The organism is Caproiciproducens puteiluti, from assembly GCF_052442865.1.
GTDB lineage: Bacteria > Bacillota > Clostridia > Oscillospirales > Acutalibacteraceae > Caproiciproducens.
Genome location: NZ_CP194790.1, coordinates 2,893,689 through 2,912,622, shown reverse-complemented (window position 1 = coordinate 2,912,622; position 18,934 = coordinate 2,893,689). Strand labels below are relative to the sequence as shown.

Here is an 18,934-nt window from a genome sequence, read left to right as displayed (position 1 = left end):
GATGTTTCAGCGGAAGAAAGGCTCCTGCTGTTCTATGGGACACACGAAACGATTTGCCTTTTCGGTTGGGGTTATAGAATTGTTTATTGTTTATATTCGGTATTTGCAGTATAATATAGCCAAATTATGTCAGCTACAGCAATTCCATTTCAGTTTGCGTGACAAAACAGGTTTCTCCCCCGCCGAAGGCGGGGGAGAAACGCAAACTTGTTGCAGAATCAACTGGAAATGCTGTAGAATCTTTACGGTAAGACGATAATCCTTTTCGCCGGTCAGGGGCGGAGCGTGGCCTATAATTGCAAATGGGCTGCTGCCTGGTTCAGGCCTTGTTTGTAAAATCAAAGGTCTGTAAGAGAGGAAAATGAAAATATGGATACTGATTTTATAAACTTAACAACGGAGAACCTTGTCAATGAGCATCTATGCTGTATTATACGCAGTAAAAAACCACATCAGGGCGTTGAGGCAAAGCGACAATGGCTTTCTGAACGACTGAAGGAAGGGCATGTTTTTAGGAAGTTAAATGCAAAAGCCACGGTTTTTATTGAATATGCTCCTCTTGAAACTGCGTGGGTTCCCATTATTGGCGACAACTATTATTATCTGTATTGCTTATGGGTTTCTGGCAGTTATAAAGGAAAAGGGTATGGAAAATCGTTGATGGAGTATTGTTTGGCAGATGCTAAGGAAAACGGAAAATCCGGCATTTGCATGCTCGGAGCGAAGAAACAAAAATCTTGGCTTTCAGACCAATCGTTCGCGAAGAAGTTTGGCTTTGAGGTTATTGATCATACCGATAATGGCTATGAGTTGCTTGCACTTTCTTTGGATGGAACAATGCCAAAGTTCGCACAAAATGTTAAAAACGAAAAGATTGAAAGCAAAGAGTTAACAATTTATTATGATCTGCAATGCCCCTTTATCTATCAAAACATTGAGACGATAAAACAATATTGTGAAATGAATGACGTTCCTGTGTCTTTCATTCAAGTGGATACGCTGCAAAAAGCAAAGGAATTGCCCTGTGTTTTCAACAACTGGGGTGTGTTTTATAAAGGGAATTTTGAGACAGTGAATTTGTTGGATATCGCCTACTTAAAGAGAATACTTCAAAAATGAAAATACAAATGCGGCTTTTCAGATCGGACTGTCCTATTCAAAAGACGGAATGCTCCAAACCCATGGCTGCGGCTGTTTGATCTCAGTTTATCAACAGGAGAATGGAATGATGGAGAGAAAGCGCAAACTTTTCTGCGAGATATCACCATTTACATACAAATTATCTTTACTGAAGTGTCGGGTTATACGCCATGTTTTGAATTTTACCTGTCTTAAAAAATTTGCCATAACAAAAAGCAATGAGAGTTTACCCGTTTTGGTATATAGACATAAATCGTTGATTCGCCGGAAGCTGGGAAATGTAGATGTACAGTTACAAAACAATAAAGCGGTGAATTTAAATATTGCCGCGCCGAAAGTATCAAATGTCATGATACGCCCCGGAGAGTGCTTTTCTTTTTGGAAATTAGTAGGTTCCTGCACTGTGAAAAAAGGGTACAAAGAAGGGTTGACCATCAGTAACGGACAACTGGGAAAAGATATTGGCGGCGGTATGTGTCAATTCACAAATTTGATCCATTGGATGATTCTACATACCCCCATGCAGATCGTGGAACATCATCATCATGACGGATTGGATTTGTTCCCCGATTATGGCAGGCAGATTCCGTTTGGGGTTGGGACTTCCATTATGTACAACTATCTGGATTACCGCTTTATAAATCCAACTGAGTACGTCTTTCAGCTGATCGTTTATACGACGTCGGAATATTTGTGTGGGGAACTGAGGGCTGATAAGGAACTTCCTTATAAATATCATATTAAAATGACAGATGAGTTTTTTTCTAAGGAAGCGGACGAAATATTCCGCAACAACTGTATTTATAGAGAATGTTATGATAAGAAAACAGGCAACCTTATTACAAAAGAGTTAATGAAAAGAAATCATGCAAAAGTGATGTATGATACGAGTAAACTTTTAATAACAGAGCGTACTGCGTGAATTTTCTGAAGTTCGGGATTTACTTCCAACTTTTCTAAGACCAGCGCTGATATTGCGAAACTGAAAAAGTACTATTCTGATTGAGTCAGCTATGGCTGCTTCTAAAATTCAAACTGAATCGTACCTTCTTAATTGATAGGAGAATATGTGAAATGTCTGGAAATAGAGAAACTAACGGATTTCGTTTTTTTTCATTGTCATTATACGCATTAGCCGGACTCGGGACAGAGGGGCTTTACGCATATCTGCTTGAACCGGCTATTTACGGTCGATCAATGGGACAATGGGATGTAACCCAAAATATCTGCCATTGGATAATAACCAGTATTACCTGGGGACTAATTGGATTTTTTATCGTAAGGTATGCGAATCAATATGATCCTGACTTTTTCAAAAGTAAAGGAGATATAAAAGCTTGGCAATGGTTTGCGACAGCAGCATGTCTCATGATTGTATTGGTATCTCAATTTATAGATTGGAACGGCTTTAAATTTATTCATGAATTCTATACCAAGGGTATGATAAAATTTGTTTTTCAGTATATCTACTATTTCTTTGAAACGTTTTTGTTTATGCTGATTATTGTATTTGGGCAAAAGGCGTGTGAAGTGTGGTTTAGAAAGGAAACCATCCCTTATGGCGGTATTATCGTTGCACTTACCTGGGGAATGGCGCATTGGGCTACAAAAGGGAGCCTCTGGGCAGGAATATTCTTGGCCGCTTCCGGTTTCTGCTATGGCGTAGTCTACCTTCTTTTGAACCGAAATATTAAATTTACATATTTGGTGCTGTGCATTATGTTCATTTTGTAACAATCTGAAAAATGTTAATCATAGCCATAAAGGGAAAGGTGTGAAATATGAGCCAAAAAGAGTTTGAACGGGAAAGCAAAGGACAGAAACCTGTACTGGCAATTTGCTACGATTTTGACAAAACCTTATCGCCGAATGATATGCAGGCACAGGGTTATATTCAATCGGTAAGATATGACGTGGGAGATTTTTGGACGGAATCCAACGAACTGGCCGAGAACAACGAGATGGATCAGAACCTAGCGTATATGTACAAAATGGTTCAGACAGCGGAGGGCAACATCGTTTTTACCAAAGAGAGATTGACTGACTACGGCGCACATGTTACTTTGTTTCCCGGTGTGGAGGACTGGTTCAAAAGAATCTGTGAATATGGGACTGCCAAAGGGGTTATTGTTGAACATTACATCATTTCTTCCGGGCTGAAAGAGATGATTGAGGGGACATCTGTTGCCAGGCAGGGCGTTTTCAAAAAAATATACGCCAGTTCGTTTTACTATGATCCCAAAACCGGCGTTGCAAAATGGCCGGCGCAGGTCGTGAACTATACAAATAAAACACAGTTTTTGTTCCGAATTGAAAAAGGAGTTCTGGACATCAACGACCAGGGTGTCAATGATTCTTTTGCCCCTGAAGAAATGCGTGTACCGTTTCGCAATATTGTCTATATTGGCGACAGCGACACCGATATTCCTTGCATGAAGCTTGTAAATTCCTACGGCGGGCATTCCATTGGTGTTTATAATGCTGCGACGAATGATAAATCTAAAGTTTATAAAATGATGCACGACGGCAGGATAAAGTACTATGTACCGGCTGATTATTCGGAAGGAAAGGAATTGGACAACCTGGTGAAGTCAATTATTGACCGTACGGTTGCCAATGAGGTTTTGGAGGATATTTACTATCAATGTAAAAAGGAAAATCTTGAAGCTGATAAACAAAACAATGAAGAAGGCCGCAAAAAAACGGATTTACTCATTGCGCTGGAGAGCAGTGGAAGTTTTGCAACGACACATTCCACAATAAAAGCACTGAATGGCTTTGACAACTGGACGTCAGACGAAAAGGAACTGTTATTTAACATTGCGGTTGAGAATAGCCAGGTGTTTTATGTCCTGGGCGATTTGGATATAAAAATTTTCTATCAAAATCTGCTTAGGAATATTCCAAGGCTTACGGAAAACGCAAGAAAAGTAAAGGAGAAAATTGAAAAATAAAATGGAGGGGTAAGGAGCGAACGTTATGGATCAACCATTATCATTTACTTCCGTCATCGAGAGCGCGGCAAAACTCCCGTTTGTCCATGTGGGCCGGGAAGAGTTCCTGACCAAGAACCTCGGCAAGCTGTGTACAGAAAAGCAGTTGCAAAAGGCTATCGAAGAGGGAACGCTTCATGCTGACATTCCGATTTCAACATTGGACAGTTTGGCAAACGCCGTGATTCATGCAGAAACCATCAAAGTAACCGCCATATCAACAGCAGCGGGCTTGCCGGGTGGGTTCGCTATGGCGGCAACTATCCCGGCTGACTTGGCGCAGTTCTACGGATTTGTAATCCGTACTGCGCAGGAATTGGCATACATATACGGTTGGAATGAGATATTTGCCGAATCGTCTGAGCTTGACGCGAATACGGAGTCCCAACTTATTTTGTTTATCGGCGTGATGTCCGGTGTGGGAGCCGCCAACACGGCAGTGGCCAAATTATTCGGTGAAACGGCAATGAATGCTGTTGCAAAAAGGGTTGCCGCCAAAGCGCTTACCAAAACGTGGTATTATCCGATTGTCAAGAAAATTGCGGCAATGTTGGGGCAAAAAATGGTGAAGGCAACATTTGCAAAGGGTGTATCAAAAGCTGTGCCTATCCTTGGCGGAGCTATCTCTGGCGGTCTCACGCTGGCAACGTTTAAGCCGATGGCACACAGGCTCCGGAAGCATCTCTCAACAATGGCTCATATGTCGCCGGAAGAGTTTGCTAAATACGAAGCCACTATTGTCATTAATGCGGAAGACTCGGATACAGATGACGGGATTGTTGAGTCAGGATTTGAGAAGACTGCGACAGACTGTTGGGTGTGTACTTGCGGCGCAAAGAGTAAAGGCAAATTCTGCCCAGACTGTGGCAAAGCAAAGCCCGCCGGGATACCGCAATACCAATGTGACAAGTGCGGTTGGGAACCGAATGATAAGACTCACCCACCGAAGTTCTGTCCGGAGTGTGGCGACCCGTTTGATGAAGGCGATATAGTATTGGTATAACATCAACCATATTCGGCTGCCGTGAACTTCACGCAAGGTGAGCGGGGCACTCTTCCAGCTTTCTATAAGACCACTTCTAAAAAAGGAAATAGATTATGACAAATGCCGAATTCAGGAGAAATACAATGGGTTATAAAATAGAAAAAGTCCCTATGGAGGAAAAGGAGAATGTGCTTGAAATTTATGAAGCTTTAAAAGGCAGTTATGGCTGCACATGGGACGCTGATTATCCGGTTATCGAAGATGTTGTCAGGGATATTCAGAGCGGTTCCCTGTACGGTGTTTTTAAAGATCAGGAACTGATTGCCGTAGCTGCCGCGGGGAAAGATGATGAATTAGCACATTTGTCCTGTTGGGATCGGTCGCTGAAGAACGTGTGCGATCTGGCACGTGTTGCGGTAAGGGCTGATTATCAAGGCCGGGGAATGGCAAAAACACTGATTACAGGGATAGAAAAAGATGGAACGGAAAGAGGATTCGACGGCATTCGTTTGATCGTCGGCAAAAAGAACCCTTATGCGATAAAGCTCTATGATTCGTTAGGCTACCTATGCTGTGGGGAAGCTTCCATGTACGGCAATGAATGGTTCTGCTATCAAAAGAAATTATGTCAGAGCCAGGCCGGATGAAATAAACTCCAATACCCTTGCCGGACCACAGGGACATAAAAACAGCTCCATGGCCTTTCGACCATGGAGCTGTTTTTATGTCTGACGATCATTCTTCCCTGAATTTTACCCATCAGCAGGACGGACGGGCGCTTTTGCGGTACTCCTTCGGGGAAACGAAGAGATGCTGCTTAAACACAGTGCAATAGTAGCTTTGATTGCAGAAGTGATAAAAGCTTGCGATATCCGCGATTTCATAATCTGTGTAAGCAATGAAATAGGTCGATTCCTCAATCCTTCGCCGTGCGATAAAGTCGGTAAGCGAGCATCCGACCTCTTTTTTGAAGATACTGCTCAGATAATTCGGATGCACGTACGCGTGTTTCGCAATATCGGCCAAACTCAGCTTTTGCGTCAGATTGTTGTTGATATATTGCAGCGCGGAAAAGATAGGGCGCGAATATTTTGCCGAGGTTTTATCCTTTGCCAGCTTGATGAACTCTTTTAACATTTCCTGCTCGAAGTTGCGCACCTCGGAAATGCCGTTCATCTTTTCGATCTGCTGAATAAAGGTGTCGCTGTAGGTAAAAGCGATATCCGGGAACACCCCGGCTTCGATCACCGCGCGCGTAAAAAAGGAGCAGGAACAGATGATCGAATTTTTGAGGGAGCGCAGCGGGTCCTTTGCCAAAACCGCACGGCTGAGCAGGTTGATTTCCATCAGTGTGTTCAGCGCACCGTCTATATCGTAAATCTTGATTTGGTTGACGATCTTTTTTTCCAGAAAAAACGGCGGGTGCGAAAACATCTTTTCCTGATTTTTATGGGTGTTCTGAAAGTATTCCTGAATAAATCCGACTTCCTTGCCGATCGGGTGGGAATCCGGCGTTTTGTTCATGTTTCTGGCATTAAAAAGCGAAGCGATCAGTTTTCCGCAATAATAATATGTCTGGGGAGTGATTTCGTTGATGCCCTGATAATAGGACTCCAGCTTCTGCTTCAATTTGATCGGGATTTTTTCACTTTGAATCATGTTCACGATCATACCGTCCCGTACCGGCTCTGTCAAAAAAGGTCCCGCGGCTACAACGTAAGTATCGTCGAACACATACACGACGAAAAGCTCGCCGAACTCACTGGAAAGATATTGTACGGTATTGTATTCGTGAGGGCTGTATTGAATAGGTAAGGCGGATTCCCCTGTAATGATTTGCCCGGCTGTCACCAGAGCTTCGGGAAAGGATTGCTCGATTCGATCGTTCTTTAAGATACTGACGGGAAGCTGGGTCGCATAATAAAAGACCTTCACTTGCTCAGATAAATCAAATTCGAGCATAATTTACACCTGTTCAAATTTATTTTAGATATATTTTTATATCTTATTAAGATTATAACATTAATCTTAATATTTTGAAATACTGATTCCCTTTTTTACGTTATGATAAGATCATTCTCATTGGGTATATAAAAACAAATCTAGGAGGATTGTAATGATGAAAAAGATACTAGCGGCATTTCTGGCAATTGCCATGGCAGCCGGCATGACCGCCTGCGGGGGCCAGCCGGCAAGCTCCTCAAAATCGGCCGATACAGAGAGCCAGGCCGCCGAATCCAAAACAGAGGCGGCAAACGGACCCGTCACATTGAAATTCGGCGCACAGGCGGATTCCACCCCCGCCACACAGGCTGTTGTAGATGCGTTCAACTCGTCGCAGACAAAGTATAAAGTGGAATGGGAACAGTTCACAAACGATTCCGCTCAAATGCACGACCAGCTTTTAACGTCCCTGTCCTCCGGTTCCTCCGACTACGACGTCATTTCACTGGATGTAGTTTGGGCCGGCGAATTTGCCGCGGCGGGGTACCTTTCGCCGCTGGATGTCAAAATGAGCGAGGCAGGCTACAAAAAGACAGATTTTAACAAAGGCTCCATGGACTCCGGCAATTATCAGGGCAAGCAGTACACTCTGCCGTTTTTCCCCGATGTTGCCATGCTGTACTACCGCTCCGACATCGTCTCGAAAGAAGACGGGGAGAAACTTGTCAGCGGCAGCTATACATATGACGATCTTTATCAAATGGCTGCAAAATACAAGGGCCAGAAAGGCACTGCCGACGGTTACGCGTTTCAGGCAAAACAGTACGAGGGCCTGACCTGCAACGCCAATGAATTTACCGCGAACTTCCAGGACATTAAGGGCGGGCTCCAAATGATGAATAAATTCATTACTTCCAAGGTGGTGCCCAGCGACGTCCTGAATTATAACGAAGGCTCGACCGACGCCAGCTTTAAAGACGGCAAGAGCGTATTTTCCCGCAACTGGCCGTATCAGTACGGTTTGATCAAAGCCGGAGACGTGGCGGTCAAAACAGAACAGGTCGGGATCGCGCCGCTGCCGAAGGGCGGCTGCGTAGGCGGCTGGCTGTTAGGCATGAACGCAAAATCCAAGAATGCGGACGGCGCATGGGAATTTATCAAGTATCTCGCAGGGCCGGACGGACAGAAAATCATGTCGACAAAAGGCTCCTATCTTCCGGGCTACAACGCGGTGATGAAGGATGAGGAAGTCATCAAGGCAAATCCGCTGCTTACCATGGAAGGTTTCCAGAAGGCGCTGAACACGACCATTGCACGGCCGGTTTCAGCCCAGTACTCCAAGACAAGCGACACAATTCAGATCAATATTCATAAATATCTTTCAGGAAGTCAGGATGTCGACACCACCGAAAAGGCTGTGCAGGACGCATTGAAATAAATTTGGTAGGCGTGCACCAAAACTGATGCACGCCTTTTTTGTATTAAGAGACTTCCGGCGCGGTCAGGCATGATTCCGAATTTCTGAGATTGTGAGGCTTATCTATGAAAAAGAAGATGACATTCAAAGAATTCTTATTTATCGTACCGCTGTTGGTTATCATCGCCGTATTTTCAATCTGGCCGATTTTAACCTCCTTTTCATACACTTTTTTTGATTATCAGCTCAATAACGCACAAAAGTCGAAGCTTAGCTTCAGCGGCAGCTTTTCAGCCGATAATTTTAAGGAAAACAGCGAGTATATCAAGATTTTTTTGAATGACGACGCAGCCGTGGCGGCAAAGGACGCGGCCGCCGCAAAAGATTTTGCAGCGGCGCTTTCTGACACGGAGGCTTATACAAAACAATTTTCTACCCTGCAAAGCGGAAAAATCTCCGCCCAGCAGAGCAGTGATTTCACTGCTGCAACCGCCGGGCTGCAGGCGGAAGTAGAGGCGCTGTATAAGAACCATCCCAATGCAGAGTACGCCAACGCGGAATCTCTTCCGAAGATTTTTGAAGAAATAAACAAGGCGATTGCTCCCTCGAATTTCATCGGACTGCAGGGGTATCAGAAAATTTTCAGCGACAGCAGGCTGTTTGCCGCGCTTGGACATACGGTGTATTTTACGCTGATCTCCGTTTTCATTGAATTTATTCTGGGGCTGGGCCTTGCGCTCGTTATGAACCGGGCGATTCGGGGGATCGGAATCATTCGGGCAAATGCGCTGATCCCATGGGCGATTCCGACTGCGGTTTCCGCGCTGATCTGGAGCTATTTGTACGATGGGTCCAACGGCATTATTTCTCATATTTTTGCCGAAATGGGGCTTGTATCCGAACCGGGAGCGATGCTGCTGACAGGCCCCGGGGCCATGTCGGCTACCATTCTTACGGATGTCTGGAAAACGACGCCCTATATGGCGCTGCTGCTGCTGGCAGGTCTGCAGGTGATCGATAAAGGATTGTATGAAAGCAGCGCCATTGACGGTGCCAACCGGGTACAGACTTTCTTCAAAATTACGCTTCCGTTGCTAAAGCCTTCCATTCTCGTGGCGGTTTTGTTCCGGATGCTGGATGCTTTCCGTGTGTATGACCTGATCGCCGTTTTGACCGGCGGCGGTCCCGGCGGTTCCACGGAAACGCTTTCCGTTTACGCTTATAAGACGATGTTTTCCCAGACAAATTTCGGGTATGGCGCCGTCGTCGTGATGTTTATGTTCGTCTGTGTGCTGGTGATTGCGGCTTTGTTCGTTAAGGTGCTGGGCGCCAATATCTTGTCTTCGGATTAGGAGGGACGCATGATGAAAAAAGCAGAGAATACTATTTTCTATTTGGTGACAGCCGCTTTCCTGGTGATTATCCTGTTTCCATTTTTTTGGATATTGATCACCTCTTTCAAGCCCTCCAGTGAAATCTTCGGCGCCGGTGCATTCCGTGTGTTCAGCGATCATTCCACCCTGCGGAATTACGGCGCGGTGCTGACGGGAAAGAACATCCTGAGCTCCATCAAAAACAGTCTGGTCGTTTCAGCTACCACCACGCTCTATGTGATCGTTGTGGCAACCATGGCTGCCTATGCGATTTCCCGCTTCCATTTCCGTTTTAAAAATATCCTGCTGGGGTTGATTCTGGTGATCTCGATGTTCCCGCAGATGATCATTGTCGGCCCGGTTTTTAACCTGTTCACTTCTTTGCACTGGACAAATTCTTATTTTATCGTCCTTCCCTACTCAACCATTACCATTCCCATGGCGGTCTGGATCATGGTCGCCCATTTTGGGAAAATCCCGTTGTCCATTGAGGAATCGGCGAGAATTGACGGCGCGTCCGCATTTCGCACGCTGTGGAGCGTGGTGTTTCCGCTGGCGGCGCCGGGCGTGTTTACAACTGCCATTATTACCTTTATCGCCGCGTGGAACGAATATTTGCTGACGGCGACTTTGAATACGGAAATCTCCATGCAGACGGTGCCTGTCGCCATTTCTTTTTTGCGGACACAGTTCCAGATCCTCTGGGGCGAGGTTGCGGCGGCGACGGTGATTGTGACGATCCCCACAATGATTATTGTACTGATTTTTCAAAAGAGAATTGTTTCCGGTCTCGTTTCCGGGGCAGTGAAGGAGTAACTATGGATGAAAGTAACTATGTCTATGAAGTCAGTGATTTTAGCCTTGAAAATGATGAGCTGATGCTGTACGAAACGCTTTTTCATAATGCAAACGGTTACCTTGGCGTCCGTTCCAATTTTGAAGAAGGGTATCCCATCGACTTCCAGTCGATTCGGGGCGAGTACATCAACGGCTTTTATGATTTTGCTGAAATGAAGCAGGCGGAAAGCCTTTGCGGCCTCACCGAAGAAAAGCAGACAATGCTGAATGTAGCCGATACGCAGGGAATCAAACTGTATCTGGGGGACGAGGAGTTCAGCATGTTTACGGGGAAGGTCCTGAAAAGTTCCCGGGTGCTGGATATGGAAAAGGGCGTGACCCGGCGCAGTGTGGTATGGCGTTCCCCCGGCGGGAAGGAGGCTGAAATCACGATCCTGAGAATGGCTTCCTTCGTGATGCTTCCGCTTTTCACGATAGAATACCGTGTAAAGGCACTGAATTTCAGCGGGACACTGCGCTTTCAATCCACCCATATCGGCAGCGTTCTGAACTATTGCGATCCCAGTGATCCCCGTGTGGCAAACGAGACCTTCCAGCATCTTCTTTCCGCGAAAGCGGAGTTTGTGGACAATGCCTCCGTGATCTCCTCCCGTACCTCAAAATCCTCGCTGGAGGCAGCCAGTGCGGTGAAAAATCTGCTGTCGAAGCCGGCCAAAGAAGAACGCTTGAAAAGAGACAGCACCGCTGCGCAAAAGTTTACGGCGGAGGCGGAAGCCGGCGAAACCGTCACGCTGACCAAATATACGGTTCTGTGCGATTCCATCCGGTACCCGGATTGCCGCGCGGCCGCACTGGAACATCTGGAACAGGCCTGCTCGGTCCCGCTTGCGCACTGGTACCGGATGCAGGAACAATATCTGAAGAAGTATTGGGAAAGCTGCGCCGTCCATGTAAAAGGCAATGACGAGCTGAGCAACGCGATTACCTATAACCTGTATCAGCTCATTCAGTCCGTCGGCAAAGACCCCCACAGCAATATCGCCGCGAAGGGGCTTTCCGGCGAGGGCTACGAGGGGCATTATTTCTGGGATACCGAAATGTACATTCAACCTTATTTTCTGCTTACCCAGCCCCAAATTGCGAAAAATCTGATCGAATACCGTTACACCACCCTGGACGCGGCAAGGGAAAACGCGCGTATTCTGGGGCACAAAAACGGCGCTCTGTTTCCGTGGCGCACCATTATGGGCAAAGAATGTTCCGGGTATTTTCCCTCCGGCAGCGCACAGTACCATATCAACGGCGATATCGCCTATTCCGTCATCAACTATTATCTTCTGACAAAGGATATCGAGTTTATCGCCCGATGCGGGGCGGAGATCGTTTTTGAGACCGCGCGGCTCTGGCTGGACGTGGGAAACGTCTGCGGCGGAAAATTCCTCATCAACAGTGTGACCGGACCGGACGAATATACCTGCCTTGTCAACAACAACTATTACACCAATGTTCTGGCACAGCACAATTTGAATTGGGCGGTCAAATTTTATGAATTGCTGAAAACAAAAGGACTTCTGATGCCCGTCAGGGAGAAAATCGGCCTGAAGAAAACGGAGATTTCCGATTTTAAGCATGCGGCGGAGAGCATGTATCTGCCCTATGACAAAGGAATGGATATCAATCCGCAGGATGACTCGTTTCTTTCAAAAGCAGTATGGGATTTAAAAAAGACACCGCAGCAGGATTTTCCGCTGCTGCTTCACTATCATCCGCTCTACCTTTACCGCCATCAGGTATGCAAGCAGGCGGATACGGTGCTGGCGCATTTCGTTCTGGAAGACGCACAGACGCTGGCCACGATGAGGCATTCCTTCAACTACTATGAGCACGTCACGACACATGATTCCTCGCTTTCCACCTGTATTTTCAGTATCATGGCATCCCGGTTGGGAATGCCGGAAAAAGCCTACGATTATTTCGGAAAATCCTCTGAGCTGGATTTGTTCAATACCCATAAAAATACAAAAGACGGAATTCATACCGCAAATATGGGAGGTACTTACATGGCGATCGTATATGGATTTGGGGGGCTGCGCATTAAGGAGGACGGACTGCACCTTGCTCCGGCTCTGCCCAGACAATGGGAGGAATACGATTTTAAGATACATGACGAAGACAGCCTGATTCAGGTTTTGGTAAATCGTCAGGGATGTGAAGTTTCGCTGCTGAGCGGTACGGAAAAAATGATTTTTATCTACGGCAGAAATTATCTGCTGCGGGACAGGCTGCAGCTTTCGCTGGAAGAATGGGGGAAGGTGTAAGTGAGCTTTCGCTGTGCAATTTTCGACCTCGACGGCGTATTGGTCGACACCGCGAAATATCACTATCTCGCGTGGAAAGAGCTGGCTGATCAGCTTGGATTTAAATTTTCACCGGAACAGAATGAACAGCTGAAAGGCGTGTCACGCATGACGTCGTGTAATCTTCTTCTAAAAATCGGCGGGATGCAGGACCGCTTCTCCGACGCAGAGAAAGAGCGGATGGCGGCAGGGAAAAACGCCAGATATGTGGAGTGCATTTCCGACATGGATCGGTCCGAGCTTTTGGACGGCACGCCGGAGCTTCTACAAAAGCTGAAAAAGAAAGGTGTGAAAATCGCACTTGGGTCCGCCAGCAGGAACGCTCCTCTCATTCTGAAAAATGTCGGGATCGCTCCCCTGTTTGATGCGGTCATCGACGGCAACCGCATTTCCAGCGCAAAACCGAATCCGGAGGTGTTTACACTGGGTGCGGACAGTCTTCATATTCCCTATCCGGCTTGCCTGGTATTCGAGGATTCCGAGGCCGGCCTTCAAGCGGCAAAACGCGCCGGTATGTACGCGGTCGGCATCGGGGACAGGAAGCACCTTCCGTCTGCGGATGTCATATACCCCGGTATAAAAGAATTTCCAACAGACAAATACTTTTAAAAGAATAGATCAGGGCTGCGTATCATCCGGCAGCCGTGAGAATAAATACAGGTAAATAAAGCAGTCAATTCAGCCGTAAATCCCATGAACCGAGGATTTGCTGCTTATTCTGTCTACAGCAAATCCAGTTGTGTTTGCGAGACAAAACATGTTTCTCCCCCGCCGAAGGCGGGGGAGAAACGCAACCTTGTTGCAGAATCAACTGGAAATGCTGTAAACTCACTTTGAGTTTTGTCTCACAAACTGAAATGAAATGGATGCACAATGAATTTCAAGGAAAAAGAATGCCATATTGATTTTTTTTCCTTTTGGGATACACTAAAAGAAACAGAAGAAAGAAGGTGATAAGATGTCTGATACGGAAAACAGGGTGCCCAATCGGCTGATTCATGAAAAATCGCCTTATCTGCTGCAGCACGCCTATAATCCGGTCAACTGGTACCCGTGGGGAAAGGACGCTTTTGAAAAGGCGAAAGCACAGGACAAGCCGGTCTTCCTCTCCATCGGTTATTCGACCTGCCACTGGTGCCATGTGATGGAACGCGAAAGCTTCGAGGACGACGAGGTCGCACAGGAGCTGAACCGGAATTTTATCGCAATCAAAGTGGATAAGGAGGAGCGGCCGGACGTGGACGCGGTTTATATGACAGTCTGTCAGGCGCTCACCGGCAGCGGCGGGTGGCCACTGACGATCCTGATGACCCCGGACCAGCGTCCGTTTTACGCGGGAACGTATTTCCCGAAGCATTCCCGGTATTCCATGCCCGGGCTGATGGACCTGCTTGCTTCCGCCGCGCAGCAGTGGCGGGAAAACCGGAAAGAGCTTCTCGGTTCCGGCGAACGCATTGCCATGGCGCTCCGGGGACAGACGGTGAAAAAAGAGGGCAGGCTCACAAAGGACCTTCTAGTTTCCGCCCGGTCATGGTTCCGGCAGACCTTTGACCGTCAGTACGGCGGGTTCGGAGCCAGCCCGAAATTTCCGTCTCCGCACAACTTGCTGTTTCTGCTTCAGTATGCTATGCTGGAAAAAGAAGGGGACACTCTTCAGATGGCGGAAAAAACCCTGCGTCAGATGTACCGCGGCGGGATTTTCGACCATGTGGGCTTCGGATTTTCCCGTTATTCCACAGATGACAAATGGCTGGTCCCCCATTTTGAAAAAATGCTCTATGACAATGCCCTGCTGGCCATCGCGTATCTGGAAGCTTTCCGGATCACTCAAAATGATTTCTATAAAACCGTCGCTGTAAAGACAATGGAGTATATTTTGCGGGAAATGACGGACGAAAACGGCGGCTTTTACTGTGCGCAGGATGCCGACAGCGACGGTCAGGAGGGGAAATACTACGTTTTTACCCCGGATGAAATCGTTTCCCTTTTGGGGGAAAGCGACGGCCGGACTTTTATCGAATATTTCGGCATGACGCCCGGGGGCAATTTTGAGGGAAAAAATATTCTGAACCTGATCGGAAACCCCGATGCCGAGCATCCGAACGAGGCGATCGAACGGCTGCTTCCGAAGGTGTATGAATACCGCCTGACGCGTACGAAGCTGCATAAGGACGATAAAATCCTGACCTCTTGGAACGCGCTGATGATCACGGCGTTTGCCGATGCCTATCGGATTCTGGAGGATAACCGCTATCTTGACGCAGCGGGAAAGGCGATGTGTTTTCTCCAAAGCAGCCTGACGGACGAACAGGGCGGCCTGCGGGTACGTTACCGTGACGGAGAAGCCGCGGGTACGGGCGGGCTGGACGACTACGCGTTTACCGTATGGGCTTTGCTGAGCCTTTACGACGCGACCTACGATGTGGATTATCTTCAGCAGGCGGCGGAACTGAACCGGACCATGCTGGACCGGTTTTATGACGGGGAAAACGGCGGCTTTTACCTTTCCGCAAGCGACGCGGAAGCGCTTATTTACCGTCCGAAGGAAACCTATGACGGCGCGATCCCGTCCGGCAACTCCGCAGCGTCCCTCTGTCTGGTAAAGCTGGCGGCGCTTACCGGAAATCCGGCTCTGCAGGAGGCCGCGGATCAGCAGCTCCGCTTTATGGCGGGTGCCGCGCAGGAATTTCCGGCGGGGCACAGCTTTGCGCTGACGGCAATGACGTCCGCGCTGTACCCTTCCAGGGAAATCGTGTGCGTGGTAAAGGACGGCGCCGATTTTGAACGGGTCAAATCCCTGCTGCATAAAAAAAGTATGCCCAACACCACCGTACTCGTAAAAAGTGCGGAAAACGCGGAGCAGCTGGCAAAGCTTGCGGAATTTACGGCGGAATATCCGCTCGGGGAAGGCCGGAGCGCGTATTATATCTGTCAGAACAACGCCTGCTCGCCCCCGATTTACGATCTGAAAGAGCTGGACCAAAAACTGTCTCAATAAAATACTCCGTGCGGAACCTGCAGGTTCCGCACGGAGTGATTTTTGAAAAGAGGAAAAGAACTTATGGTAAAAGTAGGATTTCATGATTTGGACTATGTGAAGAACGACAGCCTCAAATATGCCATCATTGCGGCGCGCATGGGAGAAAAATGGATTCTCTGCCGCCACAAAGAACGGACAACCTGGGAAATCCCGGGCGGCCACCGCGAGAACGGCGAAGATATCCGTGACACCGCGAAACGGGAGCTGTATGAAGAAACGGGCGCGGTGAAATTTCAGATCAAGCCCGCCTGCATTTATTCGGTGGAAGGGGAGGACGACCTGATACATAATGCGAAACCCACTTACGGCATGCTGTTTTACGCACAGGTGGAATCCCTTTCCGATTTGCCCGCCGATATGGAAATGGCCGAAATCCAATTTTGCGCGGCGCTGCCGCAAAACCTTACCTATCCGCAGATTCAGCCCGTGCTGTGGCGCTGGGTCGTCAAAAACGAAAAGCTTTAAACGGTTTGCACCGCGTCCTCGCAGGAACGCATGGCCAGAATGGTCTGTTCGATCAGGTAATCCAGCTCCCAGCCGAGCATCTCCGCGCCGCGCCCGATCACTTCCCGGGAGCAGCCCGCCGCAAAATTCAGAGTCTTGTACTTCTTTTTGACCGATTTCAGCTCCAGGTCCTGCACACTCTTCGAGGGGCGCATCAGCGCCACGGCGCCGATCAGCCCGGTGAGCTCGTCGACGGCGTAAAGCACCTTTTCCATCGTGTGCTCCGGCTTGATATCCACGGTCAGCTGGTACCCGTGGCTTGCGGTCGCGTGGATGATATCCTCGCTGACTCCCTTTTGGCGCAGAATGGCCTGCCCGCGAATGCAGTGCTCGTCCGGGAAAAGCTCAAAATCCAGGTCGTGCAGAAGTCCGACGATGCCCCAGAAGTCCTGTTCCTCCTCAAAGCCGAGCAGTTTGGCGAAATATCTCATGGTCCCCTCCACAGTGAGGGCGTGTTTCAGATGAAACGGGTCCTTGTTGTACTCCGTAAGGAGGGCCCAAGCCTGCTCCCGCGTAATATTCAAATCCATTTGCTACATCCTTTCCGCAATCAGCCCGCTTGCTACCGGCGGCTCTTTTGCCGGACGGGGTTTTGCCGACATTTTATTATTTTGTCTTTTATCATACTGTCGCCCGGATAAAATGTCAATATATTACCTCTTTGATAGGAAAAGACTTTTTATTTCAATAACCGATTGATAAAGGCCGGATGTTACGGTATAATTTGTTCCGTGAAATCAATGATAAAATTGATGATGACTGAATATACAGGTGGGAAAGAAATGTTAAATGAATTTTCGAGGACGGAGCTTTTGCTGGGGGCTCCCGCAATGAAAAAGCTGCAGGAAGCGGCGGTGGCGGTGTTCGGGATCGGCGGGGTCGGTTCCTACACGGCTGAGGCGCTCGCTAGAAGCGGAATCGGCGGCATCGCGCTGTTTGACGACGACAAGGTCTGCCTGACCAATATCAACCGTCAGCTGATCGCCACGCGCAAAACGGTCGGCAAGGCAAAGGTAGAGGTGATGCGCGACCGGATACTGGAAATCAATCCTTCCGCAAAGGTGGAGATTTTCCCTATGTTTTATACGGCGGAGAACGCCGATACCGTCGACCTGTCCCAATATTCCTATGTGGTGGACGCGATCGACACCATTTCCGCCAAGCTGATCCTGATTGAAAGGGCAAAGGCCGCCGGTGTGCCCATCATCAGCTGTATGGGGGCGGGGAATAAGCTTGACCCTACAAAATTCGAGGTCGCCGATATCTATCAGACCTCCGTCTGTCCCCTTGCGAGGGTGATGCGCAATGAGCTGCGCAAACGGAACATCCCTTCGCTGAAGGTGGTGTACTCCAAGGAGCCGCCGATGACGCCGATCGACGACGACGCCACCAGCTGTAAATATCACTGTATCTGCCCGCCGGGCACAAAGCGCAAATGCTCCATCCGCCGTCAGGTGCCGGGCAGCATTTCCTTTGTCCCTTCCGTCGCGGGGCTGATTCTGGCGGGGGAAGTCATCAAGGATATCGTCCGGGAATAAAACAGAAAACAGCAGGAGCGGGATCAAAACCCCGCTCCTGCTGTTTTTTCGCCGGTAATCAGCTGGTAGCCGACGTTTTTGATGCAGTGAATCCGGATGCCGGAATGAATCCGTTTCAGCTTGTGGCGCAGATAGGTGATGTGTACCTCGAGGCTGTTTTCCGCCGTGGAATTTTCAAAGCCCCAGAATTTCGTCAGTAAATTTTCCTTGCTGCTGACATTGTGTCCCTGCAAAAGAAAGAATTTCATCAGCTCGAATTCCTTGTTGGAAAGGGGGACGCTTTCTCCGGTGTCGGACAGCTCGTAGGTGCTCAGGTTCAGCTTCAATTCACCGAAGGCCAGGGTGTCCGCAATCAGCTCCCCCTTCCTGCGGGAAACCGCGCAGAGCCTTGCGAGCAGCTCGGCTTCCGCAAACGGCCTTTCCATAAAGTCGTCGGCGCCGCCGTTCAGCCCGCGGACCTTGTCGCTGACTCCGCATTTCGGCGACAGCATCAGGATGGGGATGGAGTGGCCGGATTTCCGTATCTGCTTGAGTACCTCCAGCCCGCTGCAGTCCGGCAGCGAGACGTCCAGGATCACCGCGTCGTAGATGCCGCTCATCGCTTCATCGGCTCCGTTTTCCCCGCTGGAGGCGGAAAAATATTCAAAACGGTTCCGGATCAGCAGCCTGCCGATTTTTTCCGCGATTTTTTTATCATTCTCTATAAGCAATATTTTCATCCGAATCCCTCCACCCGTCTTTCCTGTATTATAGCAGAAGCGCATTTTTCGCATGTGATGGTCTTGTGAAGATGCGCTTAAATTTATGTGAAGCGCCGAAAATTTAGGTTTCGGTTAAGATTAAAT

Annotated in this window: 16 protein-coding genes and 1 pseudogene; 14 read left to right on the top strand and 3 right to left on the bottom strand. The window is 48.2% G+C overall.

All coding sequences use genetic code 11. The features are described from left to right. The first annotated feature begins 369 nt into the window (after window positions 1-369). The 6 genes and pseudogenes from ACRQU7_RS14100 (at window position 370) to ACRQU7_RS14075 (ending at window position 5,765) form a co-directional block, all read left to right on the top strand. On the top strand, window positions 370-1,119 hold the full coding sequence (locus ACRQU7_RS14100; protein ID WP_444641451.1) for a GNAT family N-acetyltransferase: 750 nt from the start codon (window positions 370-372) through the stop codon (window positions 1,117-1,119). 106 nt (window positions 1,120-1,225) lie between these two features. Then, window positions 1,226-2,062: a VanW family protein gene (locus tag ACRQU7_RS14095; RefSeq protein ID WP_444641450.1), complete on the top strand. Its 837-nt coding sequence runs from the start codon at window positions 1,226-1,228 to the stop codon at window positions 2,060-2,062. Between the two features lie 152 nt (window positions 2,063-2,214). Next, window positions 2,215-2,874, top strand: a complete 660-nt coding sequence (locus tag ACRQU7_RS14090; protein ID WP_038325335.1) for a hypothetical protein — start codon at window positions 2,215-2,217, stop codon at window positions 2,872-2,874. Window positions 2,875-2,921: 47 nt separating this feature from the next. After that, entirely contained in the window at window positions 2,922-4,094 is a 1,173-nt protein-coding gene (locus ACRQU7_RS14085) for an HAD family hydrolase (RefSeq protein WP_444641449.1), read from the top strand. An 853-nt stretch (window positions 4,095-4,947) separates the two neighbouring features. Next, window positions 4,948-5,136: pseudogene (locus tag ACRQU7_RS14080) on the top strand (SPFH domain-containing protein); the annotation flags it as partial. A 125-nt stretch (window positions 5,137-5,261) separates the two neighbouring features. Then, window positions 5,262-5,765: a GNAT family N-acetyltransferase gene (locus ACRQU7_RS14075; protein ID WP_444641448.1), complete on the top strand. Its 504-nt coding sequence runs from the start codon at window positions 5,262-5,264 to the stop codon at window positions 5,763-5,765. 112 nt (window positions 5,766-5,877) lie between these two features. On the opposite strand, the gene ACRQU7_RS14070 is transcribed toward ACRQU7_RS14075, so the two are convergent. Then, window positions 5,878-7,080 (bottom strand): AraC family transcriptional regulator, encoded by a 1,203-nt coding sequence (locus ACRQU7_RS14070; protein WP_444641447.1) that lies wholly within the window; start codon window positions 7,078-7,080, stop codon window positions 5,878-5,880. A 157-nt stretch (window positions 7,081-7,237) separates the two neighbouring features. Between ACRQU7_RS14070 and ACRQU7_RS14065 the strand changes: the two genes are divergently transcribed. The 7 genes from ACRQU7_RS14065 to ACRQU7_RS14035 all read left to right on the top strand — a co-directional run bounded on the left by ACRQU7_RS14065 (window position 7,238) and on the right by ACRQU7_RS14035 (window position 16,512). Continuing rightward, window positions 7,238-8,500 carry an extracellular solute-binding protein gene (locus tag ACRQU7_RS14065; protein WP_444641446.1) on the top strand — a complete coding sequence of 421 codons (1,263 nt, stop codon included), beginning with the start codon at window positions 7,238-7,240 and terminating at the stop codon, window positions 8,498-8,500. A 104-nt stretch (window positions 8,501-8,604) separates the two neighbouring features. Further along, window positions 8,605-9,831 carry a carbohydrate ABC transporter permease gene (locus tag ACRQU7_RS14060; protein WP_444641445.1) on the top strand — a complete coding sequence of 409 codons (1,227 nt, stop codon included), beginning with the start codon at window positions 8,605-8,607 and terminating at the stop codon, window positions 9,829-9,831. Between the two features lie 12 nt (window positions 9,832-9,843). After that, entirely contained in the window at window positions 9,844-10,668 is an 825-nt protein-coding gene (locus ACRQU7_RS14055) for a carbohydrate ABC transporter permease (protein ID WP_444641444.1), read from the top strand. Between the two features lie 2 nt (window positions 10,669-10,670). Next, window positions 10,671-12,968, top strand: coding sequence for a glycoside hydrolase family 65 protein (locus tag ACRQU7_RS14050; protein ID WP_444641443.1), 2,298 nt, complete (start codon window positions 10,671-10,673; stop codon window positions 12,966-12,968). Continuing rightward, the gene (pgmB, locus tag ACRQU7_RS14045; RefSeq protein WP_444641442.1) at window positions 12,969-13,616 is read left to right on the top strand and encodes a beta-phosphoglucomutase; all 648 of its coding nucleotides are present in this window, start codon (window positions 12,969-12,971) and stop codon (window positions 13,614-13,616) included. It abuts the gene before it with no gap. 349 nt (window positions 13,617-13,965) lie between these two features. Continuing rightward, window positions 13,966-16,005 (top strand): thioredoxin domain-containing protein, encoded by a 2,040-nt coding sequence (locus tag ACRQU7_RS14040; protein WP_444641441.1) that lies wholly within the window; start codon window positions 13,966-13,968, stop codon window positions 16,003-16,005. A gap of 63 nt (window positions 16,006-16,068) precedes the next feature. Beyond that, window positions 16,069-16,512 (top strand): NUDIX hydrolase, encoded by a 444-nt coding sequence (locus ACRQU7_RS14035; protein ID WP_444641440.1) that lies wholly within the window; start codon window positions 16,069-16,071, stop codon window positions 16,510-16,512. Here ACRQU7_RS14035 and ACRQU7_RS14030 read toward each other — a convergent pair. After that, a complete protein-coding gene (locus ACRQU7_RS14030; protein ID WP_444641439.1) occupies window positions 16,509-17,081 on the bottom strand; it encodes a hydrolase in 573 nt (190 codons plus the stop codon). The two genes, ACRQU7_RS14035 and ACRQU7_RS14030, sit on opposite strands and share 4 nt — an antisense overlap. A gap of 252 nt (window positions 17,082-17,333) precedes the next feature. Between ACRQU7_RS14030 and ACRQU7_RS14025 the strand changes: the two genes are divergently transcribed. Next, window positions 17,334-18,089 (top strand): tRNA threonylcarbamoyladenosine dehydratase, encoded by a 756-nt coding sequence (locus ACRQU7_RS14025; RefSeq protein ID WP_038325317.1) that lies wholly within the window; start codon window positions 17,334-17,336, stop codon window positions 18,087-18,089. A 23-nt stretch (window positions 18,090-18,112) separates the two neighbouring features. Here the strand turns inward: ACRQU7_RS14025 and ACRQU7_RS14020 are convergent, their stop codons facing one another. Next, window positions 18,113-18,808 (bottom strand): response regulator, encoded by a 696-nt coding sequence (locus tag ACRQU7_RS14020; protein WP_038325316.1) that lies wholly within the window; start codon window positions 18,806-18,808, stop codon window positions 18,113-18,115. Between the last annotated feature and the right edge of the window lie 126 nt (window positions 18,809-18,934).

Coding starts and splice junctions, on each gene's coding strand:
- ACRQU7_RS14020 (WP_038325316.1), bottom strand. CDS start 18,808: ATGAAAATATTGCTTATAGAGAATGATAAAAAAATCGCGGAAAAAATC.
- ACRQU7_RS14025 (WP_038325317.1), top strand. CDS start 17,334: ATGTTAAATGAATTTTCGAGGACGGAGCTTTTGCTGGGGGCTCCCGCA.
- ACRQU7_RS14085 (WP_444641449.1), top strand. CDS start 2,922: ATGAGCCAAAAAGAGTTTGAACGGGAAAGCAAAGGACAGAAACCTGTA.
- ACRQU7_RS14095 (WP_444641450.1), top strand. CDS start 1,226: ATGATGGAGAGAAAGCGCAAACTTTTCTGCGAGATATCACCATTTACA.
- ACRQU7_RS14070 (WP_444641447.1), bottom strand. CDS start 7,080: ATGCTCGAATTTGATTTATCTGAGCAAGTGAAGGTCTTTTATTATGCG.
- ACRQU7_RS14040 (WP_444641441.1), top strand. CDS start 13,966: ATGTCTGATACGGAAAACAGGGTGCCCAATCGGCTGATTCATGAAAAA.
- ACRQU7_RS14055 (WP_444641444.1), top strand. CDS start 9,844: ATGAAAAAAGCAGAGAATACTATTTTCTATTTGGTGACAGCCGCTTTC.
- ACRQU7_RS14065 (WP_444641446.1), top strand. CDS start 7,238: ATGAAAAAGATACTAGCGGCATTTCTGGCAATTGCCATGGCAGCCGGC.
- ACRQU7_RS14035 (WP_444641440.1), top strand. CDS start 16,069: ATGGTAAAAGTAGGATTTCATGATTTGGACTATGTGAAGAACGACAGC.
- ACRQU7_RS14100 (WP_444641451.1), top strand. CDS start 370: ATGGATACTGATTTTATAAACTTAACAACGGAGAACCTTGTCAATGAG.
- ACRQU7_RS14075 (WP_444641448.1), top strand. CDS start 5,262: ATGGGTTATAAAATAGAAAAAGTCCCTATGGAGGAAAAGGAGAATGTG.
- ACRQU7_RS14090 (WP_038325335.1), top strand. CDS start 2,215: ATGTCTGGAAATAGAGAAACTAACGGATTTCGTTTTTTTTCATTGTCA.
- ACRQU7_RS14060 (WP_444641445.1), top strand. CDS start 8,605: ATGAAAAAGAAGATGACATTCAAAGAATTCTTATTTATCGTACCGCTG.
- ACRQU7_RS14050 (WP_444641443.1), top strand. CDS start 10,671: ATGGATGAAAGTAACTATGTCTATGAAGTCAGTGATTTTAGCCTTGAA.
- ACRQU7_RS14030 (WP_444641439.1), bottom strand. CDS start 17,081: ATGGATTTGAATATTACGCGGGAGCAGGCTTGGGCCCTCCTTACGGAG.